Here is a 23,707-nt window from a genome sequence, read left to right as displayed (position 1 = left end):
AACATGCGCTCAGCAGGGGAAGCTACGAGGGACCGCATTCTGGCGGCCGCAAAGGACGAATTTGCCACGTACGGGTTGGCCGGCGCGCGGATCAATCGGATCGCCGCGCAAGCGCGTGCCAGCAAAGACCGCCTCTATGCGTACTTCGCAAGCAAGGAAGAGTTGTTCGCTGCCGTGACCGAACAGTGGACGTCCGAAACAACAGCGGAGACAGCACTTCGAGGTGACGACTTGCCGGGCTATGCAGGTCGCCTCTTCGACAACTACGTTGCCCATCCCGAGAACGCCCGATTGCAGCAATGGGCGGATCTCGAAGCGCCGGACGTCATGAGCGAGGACGACATACGAAGCAAGACCTTCCGGCCTAAAGTTGCGGAAATCCGCAAGGGGCAGCTCGAGGGACACATCGACCCCGCGTGGAATCCCACGGAGTTGATCCTGCTGATCACGGATATCGCCCGGATGCTCGCGCTCAAGTCGTCTCGTTCCATCCCTCGACGTCGGGAGGCGGCAGTCGAGGCGGTTCGGCGTTTGATTGTGGCGTAGCGAGTCCAAACGCGAACGTCCACGCCCGTCGCTGTGTGGTTGCCCGGATTTACGGATTTCTCAGTAACGGTGCGTACGTTGGGCGTCGGCTCGTTGACGCCCTCGGGATGTTGACGTGCCGCCAAAACTTTTGTCGTCGACTGTTCAGATGCTGGTGAGCAAAAGGATCGCGGCCGGCCACCCTGACTGAATATCGTCGACGCCGAGCGTGTTCCTTCGGTGCGCGCACCTGTTCAGCATCTGGAGTGGACCCGTGTCGAAGTGGCCGTGCATATGAAGATCTCGAAGAAGGTAGCGCTGGTCGTTGTGGCTGCTTGCGCCCTGACGTTGGGATCGGCGCAAGTCGGAACCGCCCGCGCGGATGCGCCGGTCAAGGTCAGCGTGGCCGGTCATGTGGTGAGCGCCGGGCACTTCGAGCAGGTGCGGCGCCCCAACCGGTGTGTGAAGGCCGGGACGGGGAAGTCGAAACCGAGCGAGCAGAAGTCCACGAATCGCAGTGGGCGTCGAGGCAGCGGGGGATGCTTCTGACAGTGATTGCGAAGTTCCGCAATCAGCCGTCGCAAATCTGTAACACGTTCTAATCTTGCGGTATGGACGTGACTTACGAAGGGACCAAACGCGAAGTCGCTACCGACAGGGGGACTTTGCGCTATCACGAGGCGGGCGATGGTCCGCCGTTGATCCTGTTGCACGGCTCCGGGATCGGCGTGAGTGGATGGCGGAATTACCGGGGGAACCTCGAGGTGTTCGCAAAGCACTTCCACTGCTACCTCCTCGAGTTCCCGGGGTTCGGCGTGAGCGATCCCGTCGACGGTCATCCAGTTCTCACGGCAACCTCGGCGGTGGTTCGATTCATGGATGCGCTGGGAATCGAATCCGCTGCGATGATCGGCAATTCGAAGGGCGGAGTTGTCGGGGTCAACGTCGCGATGAGGTTCCCTGACCGCGTCCGCAGATTGGTCACCATCGGAGGCGTGGGCCCGAACATCTTCAGTCAGAACCCGAGCGAAGGTACGCGTCTCCTCCAGGAATTCGCCGACGCTCCCAGCCGTGAGAAGTTGGTTCGCTGGCTCGAGTGCATGGTTTACGACAGATCCGTGATCACCGAGGAGCGGATCGAGGAACGATGGCAAACGGCCAACGATCCGGCCTCGCACCAGGCATTGACCGCGATGTACGGATCCAAAGCCTTTGCCGCTCAGCAGCAGATGATGTCCAACTCGGATGTGCCGCCGTACTGGTCGATGATGCACAAGGTGCAATGCCCGACCTTGCTGACATGGGGGCTCGATGATCGGCAGTGTCCACCGGACATGCCGATGATTCCGATGCGACTGATTCCGAACGCCGAACTGCATGTATTCCCGAACTGCGGGCACTGGGTGATGATCGAAGCCAAGGAGGCATTCGAGCGCGTGACCCTCGAGTTCCTGCTTCGATGACCTGCTGATGCATTGATGTGGCACGAATTGATGTGGCATGAACGCACAAGACCCGGCGCCTCTGAATGAGGCGCCGGGTCTGTGTTTGTGCCCCCAGTAGGACTCGAACCTACGACCTGCGGATTAAAAGTCCGTAGCTCTACCAACTGAGCTATAGGGGCGCGGCGCAGAGTCTAACGGGACCGCAGAGTCCGTGAAAACACCACCCCCATCAGAAGGGCGATTCCGATGACGGCGATGGTCCCGCCAGTGCGATGCAGACCCGCGTCGTCGATGGTTCCGCGCATGGTCAGCTCGATGACGACGGCCGCAAGGTTGGCGCCGATGTACTGGATTGTTCGGTAAAGGCCGATCGCGGTCCCGACGTCGGCGGAGGTGGTCACCGAGTTGATCAGGTTCTGGTTTCCCATGTTGTTGAAGCCGTTGGGAATGCCCAGGATCGCCGCAATCAGCAGGAGTGCCACTAGGGGAGTCGAGCTCGATTCGACAAAGGCAATCAGAATCCCGCCGACAGCCAACGCGGCGGTGCCGATCAGGAGGGTGATTCGTGCGCCGAATTTCCCGTACACCCTGGACGCGGACATGGTCGCGAAGATCCCGACCGCAGCGACAGGCAGCATGAAGAGCCCGGCGCTGATCGGTGACATTCCGCGGGCTACCTGTAGCCACTGGGGGAGCCCGAAGAAGATGCAGTAGAACGCCGTGTACGTCAGAAGCGTCCGGCCGAGAGTCATGCTCAGTGCGCGGTTTCGGACGACGGCGCGGACGTCGATGAACGCCGAGGCCGTTCGACGTTCCCACCAGACGAACAGGAACGCGAAGAGGGCCGTCGACGGGACGAGGTACCACTTCGCGTGCTCGGCGAGAGAGAGGAGAAAGAGCATCGTCGATGTCGTCAGAGCGAGAAACAGGGTGATGCCGAGTGGGTCGAGAGATTTGAACAACGCAGCGGCGCCGGCCCGGTCGGGCAGGGCGGAGTCGCTCGGGGCGGCGAAGAAGACCCATACGGCAGTGACGACGACAAGTGGGAGGTTCGCCCACATGATCGATTGCCAACCGAGTGTGCCGACCAACAACCCGCCGAGAGTGGGCCCCAGCGCGACGACCGATTGAGCGCAAATGGTGAGTGTTGCTATAGCTGAACGGGTTTGAGTCCGGTGGCGGTCAGCGTATTCGCGGATGACGGTCATCGCGTTCGGATACTGTGTCGCCGTGCCGATTCCGAGCAGGATTCGTGCGGCGATCAGCCAGCCCAGCGACGGGGCGAGCGAGCCGAGGATCGATCCGGCAGCGATCAGGCCCAATCCGGCGAGGTAGACGCGTTTGGCGCCGAGGATCGATCCGAGTCGACCAGCCGCCGGCGCCGTGACCGCAGTCGCGATGTAGAGGGCCGAGATGACCCACGCTGTGCCTGAACTGGAACCGAAGTATGTGGCGATCGGGACGATTGCCACGGCAATCATCGACGAGTTCAGCGCTTGAAGAACGGTTCCGGAGCCGAGAGCAAGACTCAGTTTCAGTGGAACGGGAGTTTGGGGGGTCGGCGTTTCGACGACGGTGGTCACGAGTTCATCAGTGACTCCTCTGATATCGATGTCGATGCTGGGGACTCGCCCTGGCCTAGTCTGCGCAGGATTCGGCCGGCGATCAGAAGCAAGTCACGCTCGGCTTCGGTGCACTCGGCGTCGATGACCTCAGCCAGCCACTCTGTTCGTTTCGTTCGGTCTTCGTGAAGGGTCGATGTGCCGAGTTCGGTCATCGTGACCAAGACCGCGCGGCCGTCCGATGGATCCGCCCTTCGCGTCACCATGCCCTGTTCTTCGAGCGCGGCCACGGTCTTTGCGATTGATTGCGGTGTGACGCGCTCGAATTTTGCCAACTCTTTGGCGGTCGACGGACCTTGTCGGTCGAGGTGGCCGAGGGCCTGGATCTGGCTCGGCGTGAGCTTGTGGTCGTTGCGTTTGGTGCGTAGACGTCGGACGAAGGCACCCAGATCGTCCCAAAGTACGTCGATCTCGTCTCGAGCCTTGCTGCGACCCTCTCCAACTTTCATTTAGACAGTCTAACTGTGTTGTTTCGATGCTGCCAGCACGGTTTCGACGGAAAAGGGGGAATAAACAATTGCACTAGGTGTTTAAAACCTTGGGACTGCTGTCCATCGGTCGGCGAAGCAGTTCCGTCTGCGAGGTCGAATTATCAGAATCTCGGGCACGAAAAAGCTCGGATGCGCACCCCCTGCGGCGCACCCGAGCGGCCAAAACCATACCACTTGGTGTCTTTTGGGCATAAAGTCGGTTCTTGTCCCCTGAACAGCCGATTGCGTCTAGTACTTTTGGCGGGTATGGCTCTAGTCCTTACGTAGGGTTTGTTGGAGGGGATATTGTGAAGTTTCGGGGGATGACAGGCGCCGATCACGGCGGCTCTGCGTACCAACTCTGCGAGAGGCACAACACCGTAAATGGCACGTCAACAAGAGCGTGCGCGGCGTACCCGCGCCGCCCTGGTCGAAGCGGCTGCAGTCGAATTCGCCAAGCGCGGCTATGCAGCTGCGTCGGTGAACACGATCCTCGAGGGCTCCCGCGCCACCAAAGGCGCCATGTATTTCCATTTCCAGTCCAAGGAAGAGTTGGCGCGAGCGGTTCTGACCTCGGCTATCGAAACCTTCACTGGAATTACTGATCGTTGGGCCAAGAGAACAGACCTCGATCCATTCGTCGCTTTGCACGGTCTCGTGCTCGACATTGCCGAGGTCTTCCGTGCCGAGGTAATCGTGCAGGCGGAATTCCGGCTGATCATCGAGCCCGAGTTCTACAAGGATGTGCAGTCCGGTGGTGGGCAGGTCTGGGGAAAGACCGCCTATGAGTTGGCATTGCGTGCCAAGGACGACGGTTTGCTCCGAGAGGACGCCGACCCGGACAAATTCACGCGTGTACTGGCAGCGAGCCTTGCCGGTCAGCGGTACATGGCAGACCTGATTGCCTCCAGTGGAGATCTGGGCGAGTGGTTCGAGGAGTCTCTCGAAGTAGTCCTCGAAGCCATGGCTACGCCGCAGTGGTTGGAGACGTTCCATCGTGACGGGTGGCCCCAAGTCGAGTTCCCTGACACTGAATAGTGCACTTTTCTGCCCGTGAACAGGCGATTTGTGATTTCCGAATGCCGTGCCATAAGCTATCCAAGCTCCCAACGGAACGCCGTTGGGGTACTAGTTCGGAGAGATCCGGCGGGCCCCCTTCGTCTAGCGGCCTAGGACGCCGCCCTTTCAAGGCGGTAGCGCGGGTTCGAATCCCGTAGGGGGTACGTTTTGCGAAAGCGAAACGATGCAGTATGGTTTGACCCGCACGACACGCTTTGAGATGCACAAATGCCAGGCCAGGACAGTGGTTTGGGAGCGGCTCGAAGATGTAGTACGGTTTCACAGCAAGGAAAAAGCAAGGCCCTGTGGCGCAGTTGGTTAGCGCGCCGCCCTGTCACGGCGGAGGTCGCGGGTTCGAGTCCCGTCAGGGTCGCAAAGCTTTGTTCTCAATCAATCGGTTGAGAACAAAGCAATGCGATAGGCATTCGGTTCGGGTGCCGTCCGGCCAGGTAGCTCAGTTGGTACGAGCGTCCGCCTGAAAAGCGGAAGGTCGCCGGTTCGATCCCGGCCCTGGCCACCATAATTCTTATCGACAAGCTCCAATCTCATGTTCTTCGAACATAAGGTTGGAGCTTTTTCGTATTCGGATGTCAGTCGCCGTCAACCACTCGGCCCGATCATCTCAGTTATGCGCATCCTTTGTCTCCGTGAATGTTTCCGGTCACCGGGAACGTGCTGGGCGTCACTCCACAGAGGACATCACTATTAGCCGATTGCGGCCGATCCGTGGCTGCGTCTACTGAAAGTGAGGTGGAATCTCCGTGTCGCACTCGAGATCTTGGCGCATCGGGAAAGTCAGCCGGGTCGCCGTCGCATTGTTCGGTACCGGGGTTCTATTGGTGGGCTGCTCGAGCAATGGTGACGACAGCGGGACCGATACGACGACCGCGTCGGCGGACGTCGTGACCGGCATGGTCAACGAGCAGCCTGATCCGGGAACTGCGGTGGCCGGCGGGACCATGACGTACGGCGTACAGGTGCTCGTTCCCTCACTCGACCCGACGAAGACGGCCGCGCGCGGCGGTTCCGGCGGTGAGGCCTTCGCTGCTGTGTACGACGTCCTGATGAGTTACGACACTGCGAGCGGCGAGTTCGAGCCCAAGTTGGCTGAATCGCTCGAGACAGCTGACGACGGAGCCACCTGGACGCTGAAACTTCGCGACGGTGTGAAGTTCAGTGACGGCACCACCCTCGACGCCAACGCCGTGATCGCGAGCATCGATCGGTACAACGCGGGCAAGGGCAATGGCGCCGAACTGTGGCTGGCTTCGGTGGAATCGGCGCAGGCAAGCGGTCCGACGACAGTGGAATTCAAGCTGAAGACGCCGTGGATGCGTTTTCCGTCGATGCTCGCTCTCGGGCACGGGATGATCGTCGCCCCGAGTTCGCAGCAGGGCGACAAGTTCACCGCCATCGGAGCCGGACCCTTCACCGAAGATGTCTTCACACCGAGCGTCGAGCGAATCTTCAAGGCCAACCCGTCCTACTACGGCGGCGCCCCCAAGCTGGACAAGTTGCGGATGGTTGCGCTCAACGGTCCGCAGGCCAATCTCGAATCATTGAACAGCGGTCAGCTCGATGTCGCCTACATTCGCGGCCTCACGTCGGCGATCAATTCCGCCAAGTCCGCTGGCTACCCCGGCTACATCGACGTGCTCAATGCCGGTAGTGCCGAGATTATCAACAACCGTGAGGGCCGACCGGGCTCGGATGTTCGCGTTCGCCAGGCCATCGGCTACGCGCTGGACACCACGTTGATCGATCAGCGAGTGGAAAACGGTGAGGGACTGCCGGGCTCGGAGTTGTTCGGTCCGACGTCTCAATGGCATGTAGACACACCGGGTATTGCCTACGACCCCGAAAAGGCCAAGGAGCTTCTGAATCAGGCGAAGGCAGACGGATACGACGGCAGCCTCGACTACGTCGCGCTCAGTGAGCCCAAGGACCACGCGATCGGCCTCGCCGTGCAGTCACTGTTGCAGGCCGTCGGGTTCGAGGTGAACTTGATCTTGGCCAACAACGCCGGCGACATCGTGCAGAACGTCTACGTCAAGCACGATTTCGACCTCGCGCACGCGGGCATCGGAATGTACGAGTCGATTCTCGATCTCGGATTGTTCTCCACGACCAACAGCACCTCGATGGCGAATACTGCTGGATATGCGAACCCGGCGATGGATCAGCTGATCGCAGATCTACAACAAGCCAAGGACAATTCGTCGACCCTGGCGATCATCGGCAAGATTCAGACGCTGTGGAACGAGACGGTTCCGTCGGCGCCGATCGGCGGGCTCACGTCGTTCTGGGCTTGGCAGAAGAACGTGCACGGTGTGGTTCCGACTGCAACCGGCATCATGCTGTTCGATCAGGCATGGATGGGCGCGAAGTAGCGTTCCAGCGCACACCGAGAGCTCCGTCCGGCGCGAGTCGGGCGGGGCTCTTTCGTGTCTACGTCGGCTAGCGTTGCGCAACCCTTTCGATCAGGATGATTGTATTGAAATATGTTGTAGGTCAATATGATTCGACAAGCGTGATTTGACTTGCCCAGCGTGGCCCGCATAGATTGCATCCACCATCCAGAGTGGCTGAGAGACCTGGCTCGATGATGCCGCAGCAACCCGCTACCTAACCGCAGTGTGGGTGCTACCGCCAGGACCGATGGAGGACACATGACTGTATTTGCCGTGGGTATCGAACTGGACGGCGAGGGCACTCACCCCGCTGCCTGGCGCCGAAGCTCACACCGCCCGGACCAGCTGCTCACGGGCAAAGCCGTGCGCGATCGCGTCGCGGCTGCCGAGAATGCCGGCTTCACGTTCGCGACGTTCGACGATTCCATCCTCCCCCCGAGTGGTGACGTCGTCGGCCGCATCGATGCCGTCTCGAGGGCGTCGTACGTGGCGGCGACAACCAGCACGATCGGGCTGGTCCCCGTCGTCGGGACCACGTACGCCGAACCGTTTCATACGTCCTCGCAATTGGCGACGTTGGACTACTCCTCGCGTGGGCGTGGCGGCTGGCTTGCTGTTCCGGTCGAAGACGATGCCGCGGCGAGGGCGTGGGGGAGGGCTCCGGTAACAACGGAGTCGGCGCGTCAGCAAGAGCAGCGGGATTCGGTCACCGTTGTGACCGATCTCTGGGACTCGTGGGAGGACGACGCCGTCGTTCGTGACTATCTCAGTGGGCGTTTCCTCGAACGTGATCGTCTGCATTACGTCAATTTCGAGGGCGACACGTTCTCGGTGAAGGGGCCGGCAATCGTTCCGCGGCCGCCTCAAGGCCAGTTGGTGGTGTTCGGCCGCTACGGCGAAATCGATCCACGCCAGCCGGATGTTGTTCTCGTTTCGGGTGATTCGGTGGAGACCATTGCACAGTCGGCTGCCAAGGCGCGCGATGAGGGCGCGTCATTGGTGGTCGCCGAGGTCGATGTGGCATTCGATACGCCGAATCTGTCTGCGGCGCAGCGGAGGACCGAGCTGAACTCGTACGGGAATGCCGTCGTCACCGGCCGACTGCTCCTGGCTGCAGATCCGGGGGAAGCGGCCGTGGTTCTGAAGGAATTGGCCGGACACCTCGACGGTGTTCATTTCCATGCTCTCGTGATCGACGAGGACCTTCCGGTGCTGGCCAAATTCGTGCTTCCGACGCTGTCCAAGGCCGGGTTGACGCGACGCCCGGTTCCGGGATCGACCCTGAGGGGCAACCTCGGTCTGCAGCGGCCCTCAAATCGATTCGCCCACTCCTCCTGACTTGACTTCGCGCTAAGGATATTTCGGCCATGACTGCATCACGCTCCGCCGTACCTCGACCCGACGCTCACGTTCACTTCGGCGTCTTCTTCCAAGGGGTCAACCACACCACCATCTGGTCCGATTCCTCGAGCGGATCCCAGATCGACTTCGAGACGTTTCGGCGCTTGGTACTCACCGCCGAGCGAGGTCTGTTCGACGCCTTCTTCCTCGGTGAAGGCCTTCGCCTTCGGGAACAGAACGGCAAGATTCTCGATCTGGATATCGCCGGCCGCCCCGACGCCATTGCGCAGTTGGCCGCCCTCGCCGGTATCACCGACAAGATCGGGTTGGTCGCGACACAGAACACCACGTACAACGAACCGGCCGACCTTGCGCGTCGACTCTCCGGCCTCGACCTACTTTCCGACGGACGGGCCGGCTGGAATGCGGTGACCACCGACAACGCGTGGACGGGAGAGAACTTCCGTCGCGGTGGTTTCCTCGACCACTCCCTGCGCTACGAGCGTGCCGGGCAGTTCATCGAAACCGCGCGGGCACTGTGGGATTCGTGGGCCGACGACGCGATCTCGGATTCTCGCACGTCCGAGAACTGGTCTACTCCGGGTGCCGTCGGCGACGTGCGCAGGCAGACTTCACAGTTCGACATCTCCGTGACGCCGACGCTTCCCCGAAGCCGCCAGGGGCATCCGGTCATCTTCCAAGCGGGTGATTCCCCGAGTGGACGCGATTTCGCGGCGACCCATGCCGACGTCATCTTCTCGCGACACGGGACTCATTTCGACGGCGCGCTCGACTTCGCCGACGACATTCGGGCTCGGTTGCGTAAAGCCGGGCGACCGGAGGACGACGTCAAGATCTTGCCCAGCACGCAGATCGTGTTGGCGGAGAACGAGTCCGAAGTCGAGGAGAAGGCACGGTGGGTCCTCGAAGGCCAGTTCACCGGTCAGACTGCCCTCTCTCTCGTCGGACTGGTGTGGGGTAAGGACCTTTCCGATCGAGACCCCGACGGTCCACTCCCCGAGGAAGATCCGGTTGCCCGCCCGGTTTCGGAGACGCGCGGTTCCGCGCGGGACGGCAACGACCCCATTGCGATCGCACGTGAATGGCGTGCTCTTGCCGAGGCAAAGAATCTGTCCCTACGTCAGGTCGCTATCGAGACCTCGCAGCGTTCGGGTTTTGCGGGCACTCCGGGGCAGGTCGCAGATCAGTTGGTCCATTGGGTGCGCAACGGAGCTTCGGACGGCTTCAACATCTCGCCGTACCTGGTGCCGACCGGGCTCGACGAGATCGTCGACTGGTTGATCCCGGAACTGCAGGAGCGTGGGGCGTACCGCACCGAGTACTCCACGTCGACGCTGCGAGAGCACTTGGGGTTGCGACCGCCGCTCACGCGTCGGGCCACGTCTGAAGCTGCGGGGTAACGGGTCCTGTCCCACACGGTCACAGCGGCGGCCGAATCCACCAAGCTCGATTCGGCCGTCCGCTGGGAGATCATCGTCTGCGTAGCCGCGGGCTTCACCACTCTTCTCGATTCGGCGGTGCTCGGAATCGGGGTTCCGTCGATCCGGGCGTCGCTGGGCGCGTCGACCTCGGAGGTGCAGTGGATCCTTGCGAGCTATTCGCTGACTTTCGGCTTGGCCCTGGTGCCGGCGGGCCGACTCGGTGACGTCGTCGGGCGTCGACGCTTGTTCTTGGCGGGCCTGAGCATTTTCGCGGTGATGGGAATCCTCGGAGCGTGTGCGTCGGATCCGTCGATGATCGTGTTGGCCCGGCTGGGGCAAGGGATCGGCGCAGGCACCATCAGTTCGCAGGTGCTCGGCATCATCACCGACCGGGTGTCCGGAAAGGCTCGGGCGAAGGCGTTGGGCGCGTACAGCACCGCGGGTGGTCTGGCCGGCGTTTCCGGACCGATCCTCGGTGGCGTTCTGCTGAAGTATTCCGACGCCGACTTCGGATGGCGGTTGCTTCTCGTTCTCAACGTGCCGTTTGCTCTGATCACACTGATTCTGGCGTTTCGCTTTCTGCGCCGTGATCGAACTACCCGATCGGGCGCATCGATCGATCCGGTTGGGCTGTGTCTGCTGGCGACTACGACCGGGCTCCTGTTGTGGCCCATCGTGACCCGGACCAGTGTCACTGTGGCTGCGGCTTTCCTGATCGGTGCGTTCGGCGCTGCCGTTGCCTTCTGGTTCTGGGAACGTCGGTACGCCGAGCGCGGCGGGACGCCGGTACTGCTTCCGTCGTTGATCGCCTCGAGGGGCTTCCGGTTGGGTACGACGGTTGCACTCTTCTGGTTCGGATCCATCCTCGCCGTCAACGCGGTGCTCAGCCTCTATCTGATCGAGGGTTTGGGCTTCGCCCCGCTGAGTGCGGCGTTGATCATGACCGGTAGCTCACTCGCGATGGCATTGACGTCGGCTTTCGGATGGCGGCTGGTTGCCAGGTTCGGCCGAAGTGCAGTGGTTTTTGCCATAGTCGGCGAGATCCTTGTCATCCTCGGGTACATCGCAGCGGTCAATCTGATTCCGCGGGAACATCTGATCCCGGTGCTGGTGGTCCTGGCGGTGTTGTCGGGAGTTGCCAGCGGTTTGGTCGACGCGCCCAATCGGGTGCTGACTCTCGAATATGCACCGCCGGGCGCGAACGGTGTTGCGGCGGGTTTCCTTCAACTGTCTCAGCGCCTGTCAGCGACCATCTCGCTGGCCGCGGTATCGGGGTTGTATCTCGGTGTACTCGGATGCTCGCCCGACGGATATGGACGTGCGTTCGGGATCGCGCTTGCCGTCTGCGTGGTCATGTTGACGCTCTCGTTGGCGGGGGCGGTGGCAGACCGACGCCGGCGAAGGACGTGACCTGGTATTTCGTGGGTCTACATGGACCTCGGGAGGCCGAGCCCGTGTGACTCATGGGACTTGTGTTACCCATGGGTTAGGAGTCGTGGGACGATACTTGTGTGGTGACCGGTCGCAGTGAAGACAAGCCCAACGGTCGCGGGAGTGGAGAGCCAGTTAACTCACCCCGTGGAGCGTCGGACAAACGTGACCGCACATCGACACCCTTCCGCGCTCGAACGGCGATGTGGACCAATCGGCCACTGTTCGATTTCCATATGATCGTCGGTCTGGTCGTGCTGATCGTCGCGTTCGGACTGCTGATGGTGCTGTCGTCTTCGGGCGTCGAATCCTATGTTCTGTCCGGGACGTCCTACGCCCGCTTCTGGCCGCAGTGCATGTTCGCAGCGATCGGCTTGGTGATGTTCGTGGCGGTCGTGCGGTTGCCGACCGAAACGATGCGTAGAGCCTCACCATGGCTGCTGATCCTGTGTCTTGTTCTGCTTGTCCTGGTGCTGATTCCAGGTATCGGCTCGGAACAAATGGGTGCTCGCAGCTGGTTCGTGATCGCGGGTATTTCCTTCCAGCCGTCGGAGCTGGCCAAACTTGCTCTGGCGATCTGGTCCGCGGCGACGGTTGCGTCGTTCATGAACGCGCGGATGGATGTCAACCGTGCGCTGCCGGTGATCGGCGGTACGACGCTGCTGGTTCTGGTTCTGGTGGTGTTGGAGAAGGACCTCGGAACCACCATCACCATCGGCATCATCTTCATGTCGGTGCTGTGGTTCGGGCTGTTCCGGATGAAGACATTCATCAGCCTCACGCTCGGTTCCGCAGTCGCATTTCTCGTGCTCGGGCTTACTGCTGGTTACCGCTCGGATCGCATCAAGGCTTTCCTCAATCCTGATCTCGACCCGCAGGGTTTGAACTTCCAGAGCACTCAGGCCAAGTACGCATTGGCTAACGGCGGCATCTTCGGGCGCGGTCTAGGACAGTCCGACGCCAAATGGAGCTATCTCCCGCAGGCGCACAACGACTTCATTTTTGCCGTGATCGGTGAAGAGTTGGGTCTGGTCGGCGCGCTGATCGTCGTCGCTCTCTTTGCCGCGGTTCTGATCGTCGGGCTGCGGATCGCGAAACGGTCCACTGATCCGTTCCTCAAAGTCATGACAGCGACGGCAACGACGTTGATCGTCGTGCAGGCGTTCATCAACATCGCCTACGTCGTCGGCCTGATTCCGGTGACCGGTCTGCAACTACCGCTCATCTCGGCGGGCGGAACGTCGATGATCACCACCCTGCTGATGTTCGGGCTCATCGCGCACGCAGCCTTCCGTGAGCCCGAGGCTGTCGCCTCGGCCGAGAGCAGCGGTCGCGGTTGGATACCGCTGGTCTTCGGCAAGCCTCGGTTCGGCATTGCCAAGAAGCCACAGACCGATCGACGGAGGCCGCCAGCTCGCCGCGCCCAGCCTGCTCCAACTGGGCAACGCCGACCGGAACGACGGGCACCACAACCCGACAGACGCCGGACTCCAGCTCCGGGCCGACGCGCACCCTCTCGCGACTGGTCGGAAGATCCACGTAGACGCGGCCGATCCGATCGGCCGCGGCGCGCTTCCTGATCTGGGCCAGTTCCACTGGCGGGCAGTTCGGAAGCGGGCAGTCATGCACCCGACAATTGCGTTGGGCGGCTACATTGGGAGTCGGCAAAACGACGTCTAATAAGGGTTGTGGACATGGCAGGTGGCGACAAGGCAGACCAGTCGGTGGTCGAACGTAGCTCGGTGACCGGACGTCGTACGACGCCGTCGCAGCGAGCGCGTTTTCGCCGGATTGTCGACGCCGCAATGGAATCCGCCTCCGAAGGCGGCTACGACGCGGTGCAGATGCGATCGGTGGCCGATCGCGCCGGCGTCGCGATCGGCACTGTTTACCGGTATTTCCCGTCCAAGAACCACATGCTTGTCGTCGCATTGTTGTGGATGTTCGAGGGTTTGCGTGACAGATTCCAAGACTTTGTAATCCCGGGCGAGACTCCGTCGGACCGGATTCTGTTTGTGCTGCGCAAGAATACGGAGGTCCTCGAGACCGATCACCTCCGTTACGAAGCGTTGGTTCGGGCGTACATGTTCGCGGACGCGTCGGCGACCCCGGAACTCAACGCGCTCGGTGGGGTCGTGACCGAGATGTTCGCGAAGGCGATCGGTGTCGAGGAAGTCTCGCAGCAGCAGTTGGACGCGGTGAAGGTGATCGACGACGTCTGGATGTCGAGTCTCGTCTCGTGGGTTGCGGGCCGGATGACGACGGACGAGGTGATGGCGCACCTGGAACTTGCCGTGCGACTGGTCTTTCGCAAGTTGGGCGGATAGCGCTCAGACGGTGTAGCCACCGTCGACGTTGAGCTTCTGACCGCTGATGAATCCGGCCGCGTCGCTTGCGAGAAAACACACTGCTTCGGCGATGTCGGCAGCTGATCCGAAGCGCTTCAACGGGATTCGGCTCATTGTCACGTCGAGCGCGCCCTGGTCGAGTTCGGCGGAGCTGATCAGGCGCTCCGCCATTCCGTCCGTCAACATGCCTGGTCCGACAGCGTTGAACCGGACGCCGTAGCGTCCTTCCTCTGCGGCGAATCCGCGAACAAGTTGTTCGACAGCCCCTTTGGTGCCTGCGGAGAGTCCGTCGCGCACGGGAAAACGATCCGTTGCCGCGGTTGTCACCGCCACCACCGAACCCGAGGATGCACGCAGCGCAGGCAGGGCGGTGTGGACGAGGGTGAAGAACGCCGCGGCCTCCTGGTTGAGTTGTTCGGTGAAGAACGCCGGCGTCACACGTGAGAGGTGCGTCATCGGGACGTGCGGTCCCGCAGCGTGGACGAGGGTCGTCAATGCGCCCAGATCACTGACCGCATCGTTGACGGCGGCGCCGATCGACAACTCGTCGGTCAAGTCGAGCGAGTACGAGTGGGCGCGCACACCATGCGCTCGAATCTGCTCGCTCAGTTGCTCGGCAGCGCCCTTGTTGTTTCGGTAGGTGAAGGCGACGTCGTGTCCGCGTTCGGCGAGGGTCAGGGCGATCGCCGACCCGATTCCACCGGTTCCGCCGCTGACAAAAGCGGTGCGTACTGCGCTCACAATGCCTCCAGGTGTCTGCCGATTCCAAACCTAACAAATGCTTGGTTGGGGTGCCAATCGGAATATATCAGTGCGCGAAGGACAGGCTCAGATTGCTATCGCAACCGGACTGATCGTCCTAATCTGTTGCCATGTCCGGAGACAGTGTGCAGTTGACCGACGGGGCGCCCGGTGGGGAATCGGAACCTCACGCACCGAGTTTGAACAATCGCCTGAACTGGCTGCGTGCAGGTGTTCTGGGTGCAAACGACGGAATCGTCTCGACCGCAGGCCTCGTGGTCGGTGTTGCTGCAGCCACAACCGAGCGCTCAGCAATCTTCACAGCGGGTTTTGCTGGTCTGGTTGCCGGCGCTGTGTCCATGGCGCTGGGTGAGTACGTCTCGGTCAGCGCTCAGCGGGATACCGAACGCGCACTCCTGCAGAAGGAGAAGAAGGAACTCCTCGAGACCCCGGAGGCTGAACTTCAGGAACTGACCGAGATCTACGAGAACAAGGGATTGAGTCCGGAGACGGCCCGCCGCGTCGCCGAAGAATTAACCGAGCACGACGCCTTCGCGGCGCACGTCGAAGTCGAATTGGGTATCGACCCGGATGATCTCACCAATCCATGGCATGCGGCGATTTCGTCGGCAATCTCGTTCACGATCGGCGCGGCGATCCCGTTGGTCGCAATCCTGTTGCCGCCGACGGGTATCCGCGTCCCCATCGCCTTCTTCGCAGTGCTGATCGCACTTGCACTGACCGGGACGATCAGCGCGACGCTCGGCGGAGCCCGCAAGACCAGAGCGGTGCTACGCGTGGTGATCGGCGGCGCGCTGGCGATGGCCGTGACGTACGGAGTAGGTCAGTTGGTGGGCACGGGTCTCGCCTGACCCCTGCTGTGCGCCTTTATTAACCGCGGGGGGTTAATAAAGGCGCACAGCAATTCAGGCGCGACAGATCATGACCGGCCCTGGCGCATGGTGCAGCAGATTCTGGCTGGTGGAGCCCATCACGGCGCCGGCCATCGCACTGCGTCCGTGACTTCCGACAACTATCAACTGTGCGTCGTCGGCGTATTTGAGCATGACGGGAGCAGCGGCACCGGGTTCACTGATGCGGGTGACCGGCACGTCCGGGTACTGGTCGGCCATACCGGCTAGATTTTCCGCCAGTAGCGCCGATTCCTCCTGCTCGACAGCCTCCCAGTCGATCAGGATTCCCGCTCCGCCTTCGCGGAAGGTGGACGAGCCCTGCCAGGTGTGGACCGCGATGAGCGGCGCGTCGAACTGATCGGCATAACGAAACGCGTACTCGACGGCCTTCTTGCTCAACGCGCTTCCGTCGACTCCGACGATGACGGGACGCTGATCCGGACCGGGATTCTCCGCCGAACCACGCCACACGGTGACCGGACAGGTTGCATGATTGGCCACCTTCAGTGCGGTCGATCCGAGCAGCCGTGAGCGCAGTGCACCCGATCCGGTCGACCCCATCACGATCAGGCGTGCGGTACCCGAGGATTCGAGGATATGCGTCGACGCCGGCCCTGGCGCGATCTCGGATTCGATGGTCAGTTCGGGGAATTCGGCCGAAATCACCGTGGCGGCGGCATCGACGATCGCTTCGCCGTCTTCGCGGATCTGGCTGAGGAACTGTGACTGCAACATCACTGCAGCGGGACTGTAGATCGGGCCCTCTTGCGGCAGGGCGTGCGCCAAAATCAGTCGTGAGTTGACCGCGTTCGCGACGGAGGCCGCCCACCGGGCCGCCGCCGTCGAGGCCTCGGATCCGTCGATACCGGCGACGACATCCTGGTGTCCTGCAAGTGTGTTCATGTCTACTCCCTCTGAAATGATCGAGATCGGTCGACTGGTTACAGCGACGTCACCAGAGTGACGATGCTGACTTCACGGCTTCCTTCCACGTCTTGCGTAGCAGGGTCGATTGCCCGTCGGCTATTTCCAGTTCTCGTCGGTAGGCCATGCCCAATCCGAAACTGGTGAGCGAGGTATGCTCCTGCTCGGCTGCCATTGCAAGTAGATGATGTTGGGCGACAACGGAATCCTGGTGCTCGCCGAGAACATCCTGGAAGTGGCTGAAATGCTTCAGTGCACGCTTCGCTCGGCTCTTCGACACGGGTTCCATGACCTCGATCGCGTACTTCATCCGCTTGGCTCCCTTGCGGGCGCGGTGCATTCGCTCGTCACGCTCGGTGCGGCTATCGGCATCGAAGACGTGATCGACCCGCTTACCGACCTTGTGTGCCAGGTGCCGCAGGGTATGGGCCAACTCTCGTGCCGATGCCTTCTTTCCGACGCGGTGGGTGGCGGTGTCGAATTCGAGGTCGCCGACGTACTCGTCGAGGCGATCGAGCAGCGTGGTGTATCGCTCGGAATCGAGCGCCTCGAGGGCTGTTTCCTGGGCGGTTTCACCACGTGCAGAGAAGAACTCGTCGATTCGAGCTCGCACAGCTTCTCGCTCGGGCATCTCGTCGATTTCGCCGAGGCGTTCCACAAGACGCTCCCACTGGACCTCGACGTCGCGGGCGTCACCGAACTTTCCACCGATCCACCGCAGATCCGTGATGAGATCGTCGGTCTTGGGGGAGTGGCCGGCGTACGACTGCAGAGCGCTGCGGATGCGACGTGCCGCAACCCGGAAGTCGTGAACGGCTTCGTCGTCGGCCCGACGCGTGCCGAGATCCGCGGCGACCAGTGCGCGCAATTGTTCGATGAGGTAATTACGCAACAAGATCCGCGGATTCGACGCCTTGCCCGAGGTGACCTCGTGACCGGCGTACGGTGTGACCGACGTGCCCAGTGCTCGTTTGAGTTTGGACGGACTCGCAGAGCGCTCCAGCCCGGCGTCCAGTAGAACCGACTCGATTGCATCGGCCAGCTCTTGCCCGCCTGCGCCTTGTTCGACCTCGACTTCCTGCCACGTCGACTCTCCGGAACCGTCTGCCTTGCAGGCGATGACGGTGTCGGAGACCACTTCGGCAAGCAGCACACCGTTTTCGCCGTTGAGCCTGGTGCGCTCCCGATCGGTGATGATCAGGGCGACCGGCACCAGATCGTGACCGCGAATGATCGCCCGGATCAGACTCGACAGCGGCGAGGGCACATCGGTGCTCTCGTCCGGGGGAAGTTGGATTTCGGTTCGAGTGTCCTGGCCTGCGGGAAGTTTCATGTGCCACCCCGCGTCGTCGCCACCCTCACGCTTGCGCAGCGTGATCTTCTCGGCCAGCAACCGGTAGTCCGCGGTGTCGAAGTAGGTGGCAGAGAGCTGTATCGAGTCGTGGACCGGTTCGCCGACAACACCGGGAAGTCCGCCCAAGGCGGGAACTTCCTGCTCGGCCGGCGCCTCGTACTTGCGCTCGATCTCCCGTACGGCTTCGGGTACGACGGCGGTCTTGCTCATCTGGTCTCCTCTTGCGGTGCGGTCTGCGCTTCCATCCTCCCGGTATCGGAGGCGCAGTGGAAGGGTCCGGGGTCCCTACGGCGAGTCGCCACGGCCTGATTCGTCCGGCCAGGACAGGGTCCGCCGACTTTCGAACCGTTGCAGCCGGCCGGTCTTCGGATCTTCGAACTCGAGAACCTTCGACAGCAGGCGCAGCGGGTTCGAATAATCTTCTGCGGCAACGTCGTAGAAGTCGGGATAGAAGTTGTCGCCGTGGATCGGGAGCCCGAGCGAGGTCATGTGCAGCCGAAGTTGATGGGTCTTGCCGGTATGGGGAATCAACCGGTACCGCGCGAAGCCGTCTCGCGTTTCGATCAGTTCGATCCGCGACTCGCTGTTGGGTTCGCCCTCGATCTCCGCGGCCTTGAGCACGCCGCGTTCTTTCACGATGCGACTACGCACGACCACGGGGGTGCTCACCTGAGCGTCGTGACGCGCGATGGCCTCGTACTCCTTGGCGACGCGGCGCTCGGCGAACATGGTCTGGTAGTCGCGCCGGGCCGCCTGATGCACGGTGAACAGCAGCAGTCCCGCCGTGACGCGGTCGAGGCGATGAGCTGGACTCAGCTCCGGTAGTTCGAGGTCCCGACGCAAGCGGACCAACGCCGATTCGGCGATGTATCGCCCGCGCGGGGTGCTCGCCAGGAAATGCGGTTTGTCCACGACCAAGATGTTCTCGTCCCGGTAGAGGATGTCGATCTCGAACGGCACCCGCGTTTCGACGGGAGGGTCGCGGTACAGGTAGACGAACCGCCGGGGAGCAAAAGCGCTCGTCTCGGTGATTCCGACACCCTTCTCGTCGACGACCTCCCCGGCTGCGACCTTCTCCCGCAATCGGACGGCGTCCTGGGGGAACCGTTCGAGCAGGTAGTCGAGCGTCGTCGTCCACATGCCGTCGTCGGGCTGACGGATGCGACTGGGGTTCAGGCCGTCGCGGACGGGAAGCGGTGATCGTGACACATCTTCAAAGCTAGCCGTCCGGTCGGCATTCAGACCTATTGACGACATATGGGACGGAAGTTACTATCCGGTAAGTTCGTGACACCGGTCACTGTCGTGGGGGCAGGGCTGGGTCATCACAACAGAAAATTGGGGTTTTCGTGAGGACACGACTTCTACGTCGAAGGTCGACAACGATTGCGGTGGGGCTGTGCGTCGTGGGATTGACGGTGCCGAGCGCCGTCGCTTCTGCGGATCCGACGGGAGGGTCGGACGGGCAGGCCTGGCTCGCGGCAACGGAGGCGACGCCGCAGTATCCGGGGGTCTCCATCGAGTGGGACGTGCCCATCACGATGAGTGACGGCACAGTTCTGCAAGCGAATGTGTACCGACCGGCGGATGCATCCGGGCGGGCCGTGGAATCGAAGACGCCTTCGGTCCTCAACATCACGCCGTACACGAAACTGCTGGACACACTGGTGGATTCAGCTCTGTCGATCCCGCAGGTCGGTGAGACGCTGATGGACGTTGCGAACTCGCTCGACCTCGCGGCGCCGTTCGACGGCGTGTCGGAGTTGACGGGCGTCATCGCCGGCGGAGGCGCCAGGGTTCTCGGCGTCAACCGTGATCTGGTCCAGAACGGATACACGCAGGTAGTGGTCGATGCACGTGGAACCGGCTTCTCCCAAGGTAATTGGGACGTGCTCGGTAAGCGCGAGCAACAGGATTCGGTCGAGGTCATCGACTGGATGAGCAAGCAAGGATGGTCCGACGGGAAAGTAGGGATGGCGGGCATCTCGTACTCCGCGATCAACTCGGTGCAGGCGGCGAGCAACAATCCACCTGCACTGAAGGCGATCTTTCCGGTCGAACCTGGCAACGATCTGCTGCGCGACATCGTCGGAACCGGTGGCGGCCTCGGAGTCGGGTTCATGCCGTTGTGGTTGACCGCGGTCAACGGGCTCAAACTCATCCCGAACGTTCAGGACATCCTGCAAGGAAACTTCGATCCCCTGTGGTTGGCGAGCCGCCTCGAGGATCCGGGAACGCTGATTCCTGAACTGGTGCAAGCGATGACGGCTCAGAGAATCGAGGACGTGTCGCCGTCGACTCTGCAAGTCGCGCAAGACGGGCAGTTCTATCAGGACCGAGCCGCTGACGTCGGCAACATCGCCGTTCCGACGATGGTCTACGGCGGTTGGCACGACATCTTCGCCAACAGTGAGCCGCGGATCTACAACGGAATCGATCTGCCGCCCGGGCAGAAGCAGTTGATCATGGGGAACGGCTATCACGTCACTCCCGGTGGAGGATTCGGCAAGGACGGTGCGCCGCCGCGCCTCGACGTACTCGAACGTGCGTGGTTCGACAAGTGGCTCAAGGGCATCGACAACGGAATCGATCGTTACGGTCCGGTGACGATGTTCCAGCAAGGCGGCGGATGGATCACGGACGATCAGTTCCCGCGAGCCGGTGCGAGCTACGAACGTATGTATCTGAACTCTGCGCCCAGCGGTACTGCCGCCCACGCATCGTATGACGGTTCGCTGACGAATGACCCGCCCAGTGCCGCAGCGCGATTGACAGTCGCACCAGGACTGCGAGGCTTCTGCTCCGGTGACGGAACTCAGGGAACTGCCGGGATCTCCGTGGTGCTCGGTGCGACGTGTTCCAAGGATTCCCGATTCCAGGAAGCGGAGGGCCTGACGTTCACCGGTGAGGCAGTGACGGAGCCGACCTCACTCTCGGGCCCGATCAACGTCCATCTCGAGACAGTCTTGGACGCGACGGACGGATTCTGGGCAGCGACGGTCAACGACGTAGCACCGGACGGAACATCGACACCGATCACGAACGGCGCTTTGACTGCGTCGCTGCGGGCAGTCGACGATTCGAAGAGCACTCGCTCGGCCAACGGTGACTACAGTGAACCGCACCACTATCTGACGATCGACACGCGTCAGCCGGTGGTTCCCGGTGAGGTCACCACCGTCGACATCAACATGCTCCCGACGGACGCAGTGCTGCAACCGGGGCACCGGCTCCGCGTCGACGTCTACGCTGCCAGCGTGCCGCGATACCTGGCGCTCGGCCCGATGCTCGCCGACAGCCAACTCAAACCGCAGCACATCGAGTTGGCTGCAGACCGGCCGAGCTTCGTCAACGTTCCGTTCGTCGGGGGCCGCTGACTCGGATTGGATCGGCGGCGTGAGAACCTGCGGGCTCGCGGACGTTCTGAGAAGATCGTCCGATGACAGAATCCCGACTCTCCGCCGCCGTCCACGATCGTCTGGACGGACTTCTGGATCCGGTGGACGAGCGGCTCGCGGCGCAGTACCCGGGAAACCGTGACGAGATCCAACCCGTGCACACGATTTACGTCAGTGCCGCGGATGCAACCGTCGACACCCCTCGACTCTGGGGTGAGCAGGCGATCGCGCTTCTCGATTCCCATGCTCATGTGTTCGCCGATCTCGACACGGAGAATGCGCTCGCTGATGTGCGAGTTCAACTCGGCCGCAAGCCGGTCCAAGACTTTCGGATCGATTTCGAGGACGGGTACGGACGCCGCAGCGACGAAGAAGAAGACGATGCAGCGACGTCGGCCGGACAGACGCTTGCCGCGCTCAGCGCTGATCCTGCCGGGCCGAACTGGAGTGGCATCAGGTTCAAGGGGTTGCCGGCCGGTGAGCGTCGGCGCTCGATCAGGACGCTCGAGCTTGTGCTCGACGCGGCCGGCGGAGTGCCGGACGGATTTGTCTTCACCGTTCCCAAACTGCGCGCGGTGGAGCAGGTCACGGCGACGGTGTTGCTCTGCGAAGAGCTGGAGAAGGCGCACGGACTCGAGCTCGGTTCGCTTCGGTTCGAGTTGCAGATCGAGAGCCCGCAGGCGGTCATCGCGGCCGACGGAACGGTGGCAGTTGCTCAGGCCATCCATCGCGGTGCCGGTCGTCTGACCGGTTTGCATTACGGCACTTACGATTACAGTGCAGCTTGCGGAATTGCATCGCGTCATCAGTCGCTCGAACATCCGGTGGCAGACCACGCAAAGGCTGTCATGTTGGCTGCTGCCGCGCAGACCGGCGTCTGGGTGTGCGACGGGTCGACTCAGGTCGCGCCTGTCGGGAGCGTTACGGCGATCCGCGACGCGATCACTCGGCACCATCGCCTCGTCACGCGGTCCCTGGAACGCGGTTACTACCAGGGGTGGGACATGCACCCCGGGCATCTGGTCACCCGCTGGCTCGCCACGTTCGGCTTCTATCGCAACGCGCTCGGCGCCGCTGCCCCGCGCATCCAGTCGTACTTGGGGCGCCAAGGTGGCGACGTGATGGACGAACCTGCAACCGCCCAGGCGCTCGCAGCGGTGGTACTGCGCGGGCTCGACGCGGGGGCTTATCCGGAATCCGAAGTTCTCCGGCTCGCCCCGAGCGCCGACACCAACGCACTCCGTCACCTCGTAGGACGCACCACACCGATCACAGGAGAACACTGACCGATGAGCACCACCGAATTCACCTTGCTGCCCGATCTCGCACTGCGCACCCTCGGCGGAGCCGTCATCTGGGCGAACGACGAGGCGTTTGCCGAGCGTGAGGCCCTGATCCGCCCAGGCAAGGCCGGGTACCAGCCGGCGACGTTCGGTCACAAGGGGCAGGTGTACGACGGTTGGGAGACGCGTCGCCGCCGGGTGGCAGGCCATGACGAGGCGATCGTCCGACTCGGTGTTCCCGGAGTGGTGCGAGGCGTCGTGGTCGACACCGCGTGGTTCAAGGGCAATTACCCGCCCGAGATCTCGGTGGAAGCAATCTCGGTCGACGGGTATCCGGATCCCGCCGACCTGGCCGGATCCGGTGAGTGGACAACCATCGTCGAGCGCTCGATCGTGCATGGTGACTCGGAGAATCCGTTCGCGGTGGCGTCGGAGCAGCGGTGGACGCACGTCAAGCTGACCATTTACCCGGACGGCGGCGTGGCAAGATTCCGTGTTCACGGCGAAGCGCGGCCGGACCCGCGTTTCCTCGATGCCGGGCCGTTGGACCTCGCAGCACTCGAAAACGGTGGCCGCGTGACCGATTGCTCCAACATGTTCTACAGCTCACCGCAGAACATCCTGTTTCCCGGACGCGCTGCTTCGATGGGTGACGGGTGGGAGACCGCCAGGCGCCGCGACAACGGAAACGACTGGGTGCAAGTACAACTCGCGGGTGAAGGCGTACTGAGTTTCGTCGAGATCGACACCTCGTACTTCCTCGGAAACAGTCCAGGTGAGGGTGCTCTGACCGGGCGGACGTCGGAGGGGGAGTGGATCGAACTGTTGCCGCGCACGACGCTGCGTCCGGATACGCGCCATCGCTTTCCGATCGATTCCGAAGTCCAGGTCACCGATGTTCGTCTGGACATCTTCCCGGACGGTGGCCTGGCGCGGCTGAGAGTCTTCGGCGTACTCACCGACGCTGCTCGCGCTGTGATCTCCGGGCGCTGACGGTAA

Annotated in this window: 20 protein-coding genes, 4 tRNA genes and 1 riboswitch; of the genes, 17 read left to right on the top strand and 7 right to left on the bottom strand. The window is 62.2% G+C overall.

Annotation, left to right across the window (positions count from 1 at the left end):
• Window positions 1-3 precede the first annotated feature (3 nt).
• The 3 genes from A0W34_RS23235 (at window position 4) to A0W34_RS23225 (ending at window position 1,988) form a co-directional block, all read left to right on the top strand.
• Window positions 4-546: a TetR/AcrR family transcriptional regulator gene (locus A0W34_RS23235; RefSeq protein WP_030535258.1), complete on the top strand. Its 543-nt coding sequence runs from the start codon at window positions 4-6 to the stop codon at window positions 544-546.
• Window positions 547-765: 219 nt separating this feature from the next.
• Complete coding sequence (locus A0W34_RS23230) at window positions 766-1,074, top strand: hypothetical protein (protein ID WP_136470805.1); 309 nt, start codon at window positions 766-768, stop codon at window positions 1,072-1,074.
• A 62-nt stretch (window positions 1,075-1,136) separates the two neighbouring features.
• Window positions 1,137-1,988, top strand: a complete 852-nt coding sequence (locus A0W34_RS23225) for an alpha/beta fold hydrolase (protein ID WP_054780996.1) — start codon at window positions 1,137-1,139, stop codon at window positions 1,986-1,988.
• 88 nt (window positions 1,989-2,076) lie between these two features.
• Here A0W34_RS23225 and A0W34_RS23220 read toward each other — a convergent pair.
• The 3 genes from A0W34_RS23220 to A0W34_RS23210 all read right to left on the bottom strand — a co-directional run bounded on the left by A0W34_RS23220 (window position 2,077) and on the right by A0W34_RS23210 (window position 4,041).
• Window positions 2,077-2,149, bottom strand: a tRNA-Lys gene (locus tag A0W34_RS23220).
• 12 nt (window positions 2,150-2,161) lie between these two features.
• Window positions 2,162-3,553: an MFS transporter gene (locus A0W34_RS23215; RefSeq protein ID WP_081558349.1), complete on the bottom strand. Its 1,392-nt coding sequence runs from the start codon at window positions 3,551-3,553 to the stop codon at window positions 2,162-2,164.
• Window positions 3,550-4,041 carry a MarR family winged helix-turn-helix transcriptional regulator gene (locus A0W34_RS23210; RefSeq protein WP_064073417.1) on the bottom strand — a complete coding sequence of 164 codons (492 nt, stop codon included), beginning with the start codon at window positions 4,039-4,041 and terminating at the stop codon, window positions 3,550-3,552. Before A0W34_RS23210 ends, A0W34_RS23215 begins: the two co-directional genes overlap by 4 nt.
• Window positions 4,042-4,446: 405 nt before the next feature.
• On the opposite strand from A0W34_RS23210, the gene A0W34_RS23205 reads away from it, so the two are divergent.
• From A0W34_RS23205 to A0W34_RS23160, 10 genes are all read left to right on the top strand, one after another.
• Complete coding sequence (locus A0W34_RS23205; RefSeq protein WP_003940323.1) at window positions 4,447-5,100, top strand: TetR/AcrR family transcriptional regulator; 654 nt, start codon at window positions 4,447-4,449, stop codon at window positions 5,098-5,100.
• A gap of 112 nt (window positions 5,101-5,212) precedes the next feature.
• Window positions 5,213-5,285, top strand: a tRNA-Glu gene (locus A0W34_RS23200).
• A gap of 135 nt (window positions 5,286-5,420) precedes the next feature.
• A tRNA-Asp gene (locus A0W34_RS23195) sits at window positions 5,421-5,494 on the top strand.
• A gap of 70 nt (window positions 5,495-5,564) precedes the next feature.
• Window positions 5,565-5,641, top strand: a tRNA-Phe gene (locus A0W34_RS23190).
• 241 nt (window positions 5,642-5,882) lie between these two features.
• On the top strand, window positions 5,883-7,511 hold the full coding sequence (locus tag A0W34_RS23185) for an ABC transporter substrate-binding protein (protein ID WP_081558348.1): 1,629 nt from the start codon (window positions 5,883-5,885) through the stop codon (window positions 7,509-7,511).
• Between the two features lie 179 nt (window positions 7,512-7,690).
• Window positions 7,691-7,786, top strand: a riboswitch (SAM riboswitch).
• A gap of 4 nt (window positions 7,787-7,790) precedes the next feature.
• Complete coding sequence (locus A0W34_RS23180) at window positions 7,791-8,870, top strand: LLM class flavin-dependent oxidoreductase (protein ID WP_007733884.1); 1,080 nt, start codon at window positions 7,791-7,793, stop codon at window positions 8,868-8,870.
• 29 nt (window positions 8,871-8,899) lie between these two features.
• The gene (locus A0W34_RS23175; RefSeq protein ID WP_081558347.1) at window positions 8,900-10,294 is read left to right on the top strand and encodes an NtaA/DmoA family FMN-dependent monooxygenase; all 1,395 of its coding nucleotides are present in this window, start codon (window positions 8,900-8,902) and stop codon (window positions 10,292-10,294) included.
• A gap of 69 nt (window positions 10,295-10,363) precedes the next feature.
• Window positions 10,364-11,725, top strand: a complete 1,362-nt coding sequence (locus A0W34_RS23170) for an MFS transporter (RefSeq protein WP_192712357.1) — start codon at window positions 10,364-10,366, stop codon at window positions 11,723-11,725.
• A 224-nt stretch (window positions 11,726-11,949) separates the two neighbouring features.
• Entirely contained in the window at window positions 11,950-13,326 is a 1,377-nt protein-coding gene (gene ftsW / locus A0W34_RS23165) for a putative lipid II flippase FtsW (protein WP_081558345.1), read from the top strand.
• Between the two features lie 114 nt (window positions 13,327-13,440).
• Window positions 13,441-14,073: a TetR family transcriptional regulator gene (locus A0W34_RS23160; RefSeq protein WP_007733896.1), complete on the top strand. Its 633-nt coding sequence runs from the start codon at window positions 13,441-13,443 to the stop codon at window positions 14,071-14,073.
• A 3-nt stretch (window positions 14,074-14,076) separates the two neighbouring features.
• Here the strand turns inward: A0W34_RS23160 and A0W34_RS23155 are convergent, their stop codons facing one another.
• Complete coding sequence (locus tag A0W34_RS23155; RefSeq protein ID WP_058037769.1) at window positions 14,077-14,835, bottom strand: SDR family NAD(P)-dependent oxidoreductase; 759 nt, start codon at window positions 14,833-14,835, stop codon at window positions 14,077-14,079.
• A gap of 131 nt (window positions 14,836-14,966) precedes the next feature.
• Here A0W34_RS23155 and A0W34_RS23150 point away from each other — a divergent pair, with 131 nt between their 5' ends.
• On the top strand, window positions 14,967-15,707 hold the full coding sequence (locus tag A0W34_RS23150) for a VIT1/CCC1 transporter family protein (RefSeq protein ID WP_019745057.1): 741 nt from the start codon (window positions 14,967-14,969) through the stop codon (window positions 15,705-15,707).
• A 54-nt stretch (window positions 15,708-15,761) separates the two neighbouring features.
• On the opposite strand, the gene A0W34_RS23145 is transcribed toward A0W34_RS23150, so the two are convergent.
• The 3 genes from A0W34_RS23145 to A0W34_RS23135 form a co-directional block, all read right to left on the bottom strand.
• Window positions 15,762-16,652, bottom strand: coding sequence for a universal stress protein (locus tag A0W34_RS23145; RefSeq protein WP_047271050.1), 891 nt, complete (start codon window positions 16,650-16,652; stop codon window positions 15,762-15,764).
• A gap of 49 nt (window positions 16,653-16,701) precedes the next feature.
• The gene (locus A0W34_RS23140; protein ID WP_007733905.1) at window positions 16,702-18,237 is read right to left on the bottom strand and encodes a CYTH and CHAD domain-containing protein; all 1,536 of its coding nucleotides are present in this window, start codon (window positions 18,235-18,237) and stop codon (window positions 16,702-16,704) included.
• A gap of 75 nt (window positions 18,238-18,312) precedes the next feature.
• A complete protein-coding gene (locus A0W34_RS23135) occupies window positions 18,313-19,236 on the bottom strand; it encodes a pseudouridine synthase (protein WP_007733907.1) in 924 nt (307 codons plus the stop codon).
• Between the two features lie 140 nt (window positions 19,237-19,376).
• On the opposite strand from A0W34_RS23135, the gene A0W34_RS23130 reads away from it, so the two are divergent.
• From A0W34_RS23130 to alc, 3 genes are all read left to right on the top strand, one after another.
• Window positions 19,377-21,404 carry a CocE/NonD family hydrolase gene (locus A0W34_RS23130; protein WP_042922239.1) on the top strand — a complete coding sequence of 676 codons (2,028 nt, stop codon included), beginning with the start codon at window positions 19,377-19,379 and terminating at the stop codon, window positions 21,402-21,404.
• Window positions 21,405-21,466: 62 nt separating this feature from the next.
• A complete protein-coding gene (locus A0W34_RS23125) occupies window positions 21,467-22,711 on the top strand; it encodes a DUF6986 family protein (RefSeq protein WP_054780992.1) in 1,245 nt (414 codons plus the stop codon).
• Window positions 22,712-22,714: 3 nt separating this feature from the next.
• Window positions 22,715-23,701 carry an allantoicase gene (gene alc / locus A0W34_RS23120; RefSeq protein ID WP_081558344.1) on the top strand — a complete coding sequence of 329 codons (987 nt, stop codon included), beginning with the start codon at window positions 22,715-22,717 and terminating at the stop codon, window positions 23,699-23,701.
• The last annotated feature ends 6 nt before the right edge of the window (window positions 23,702-23,707 follow it).

The organism is Rhodococcus sp. BH4 (assembly GCF_002079265.1).
Classification (GTDB): Bacteria; Actinomycetota; Actinomycetes; order Mycobacteriales; family Mycobacteriaceae; genus Rhodococcus_F; species Rhodococcus_F qingshengii.
This window is presented reverse-complemented; position numbering and strand designations above follow the sequence as displayed.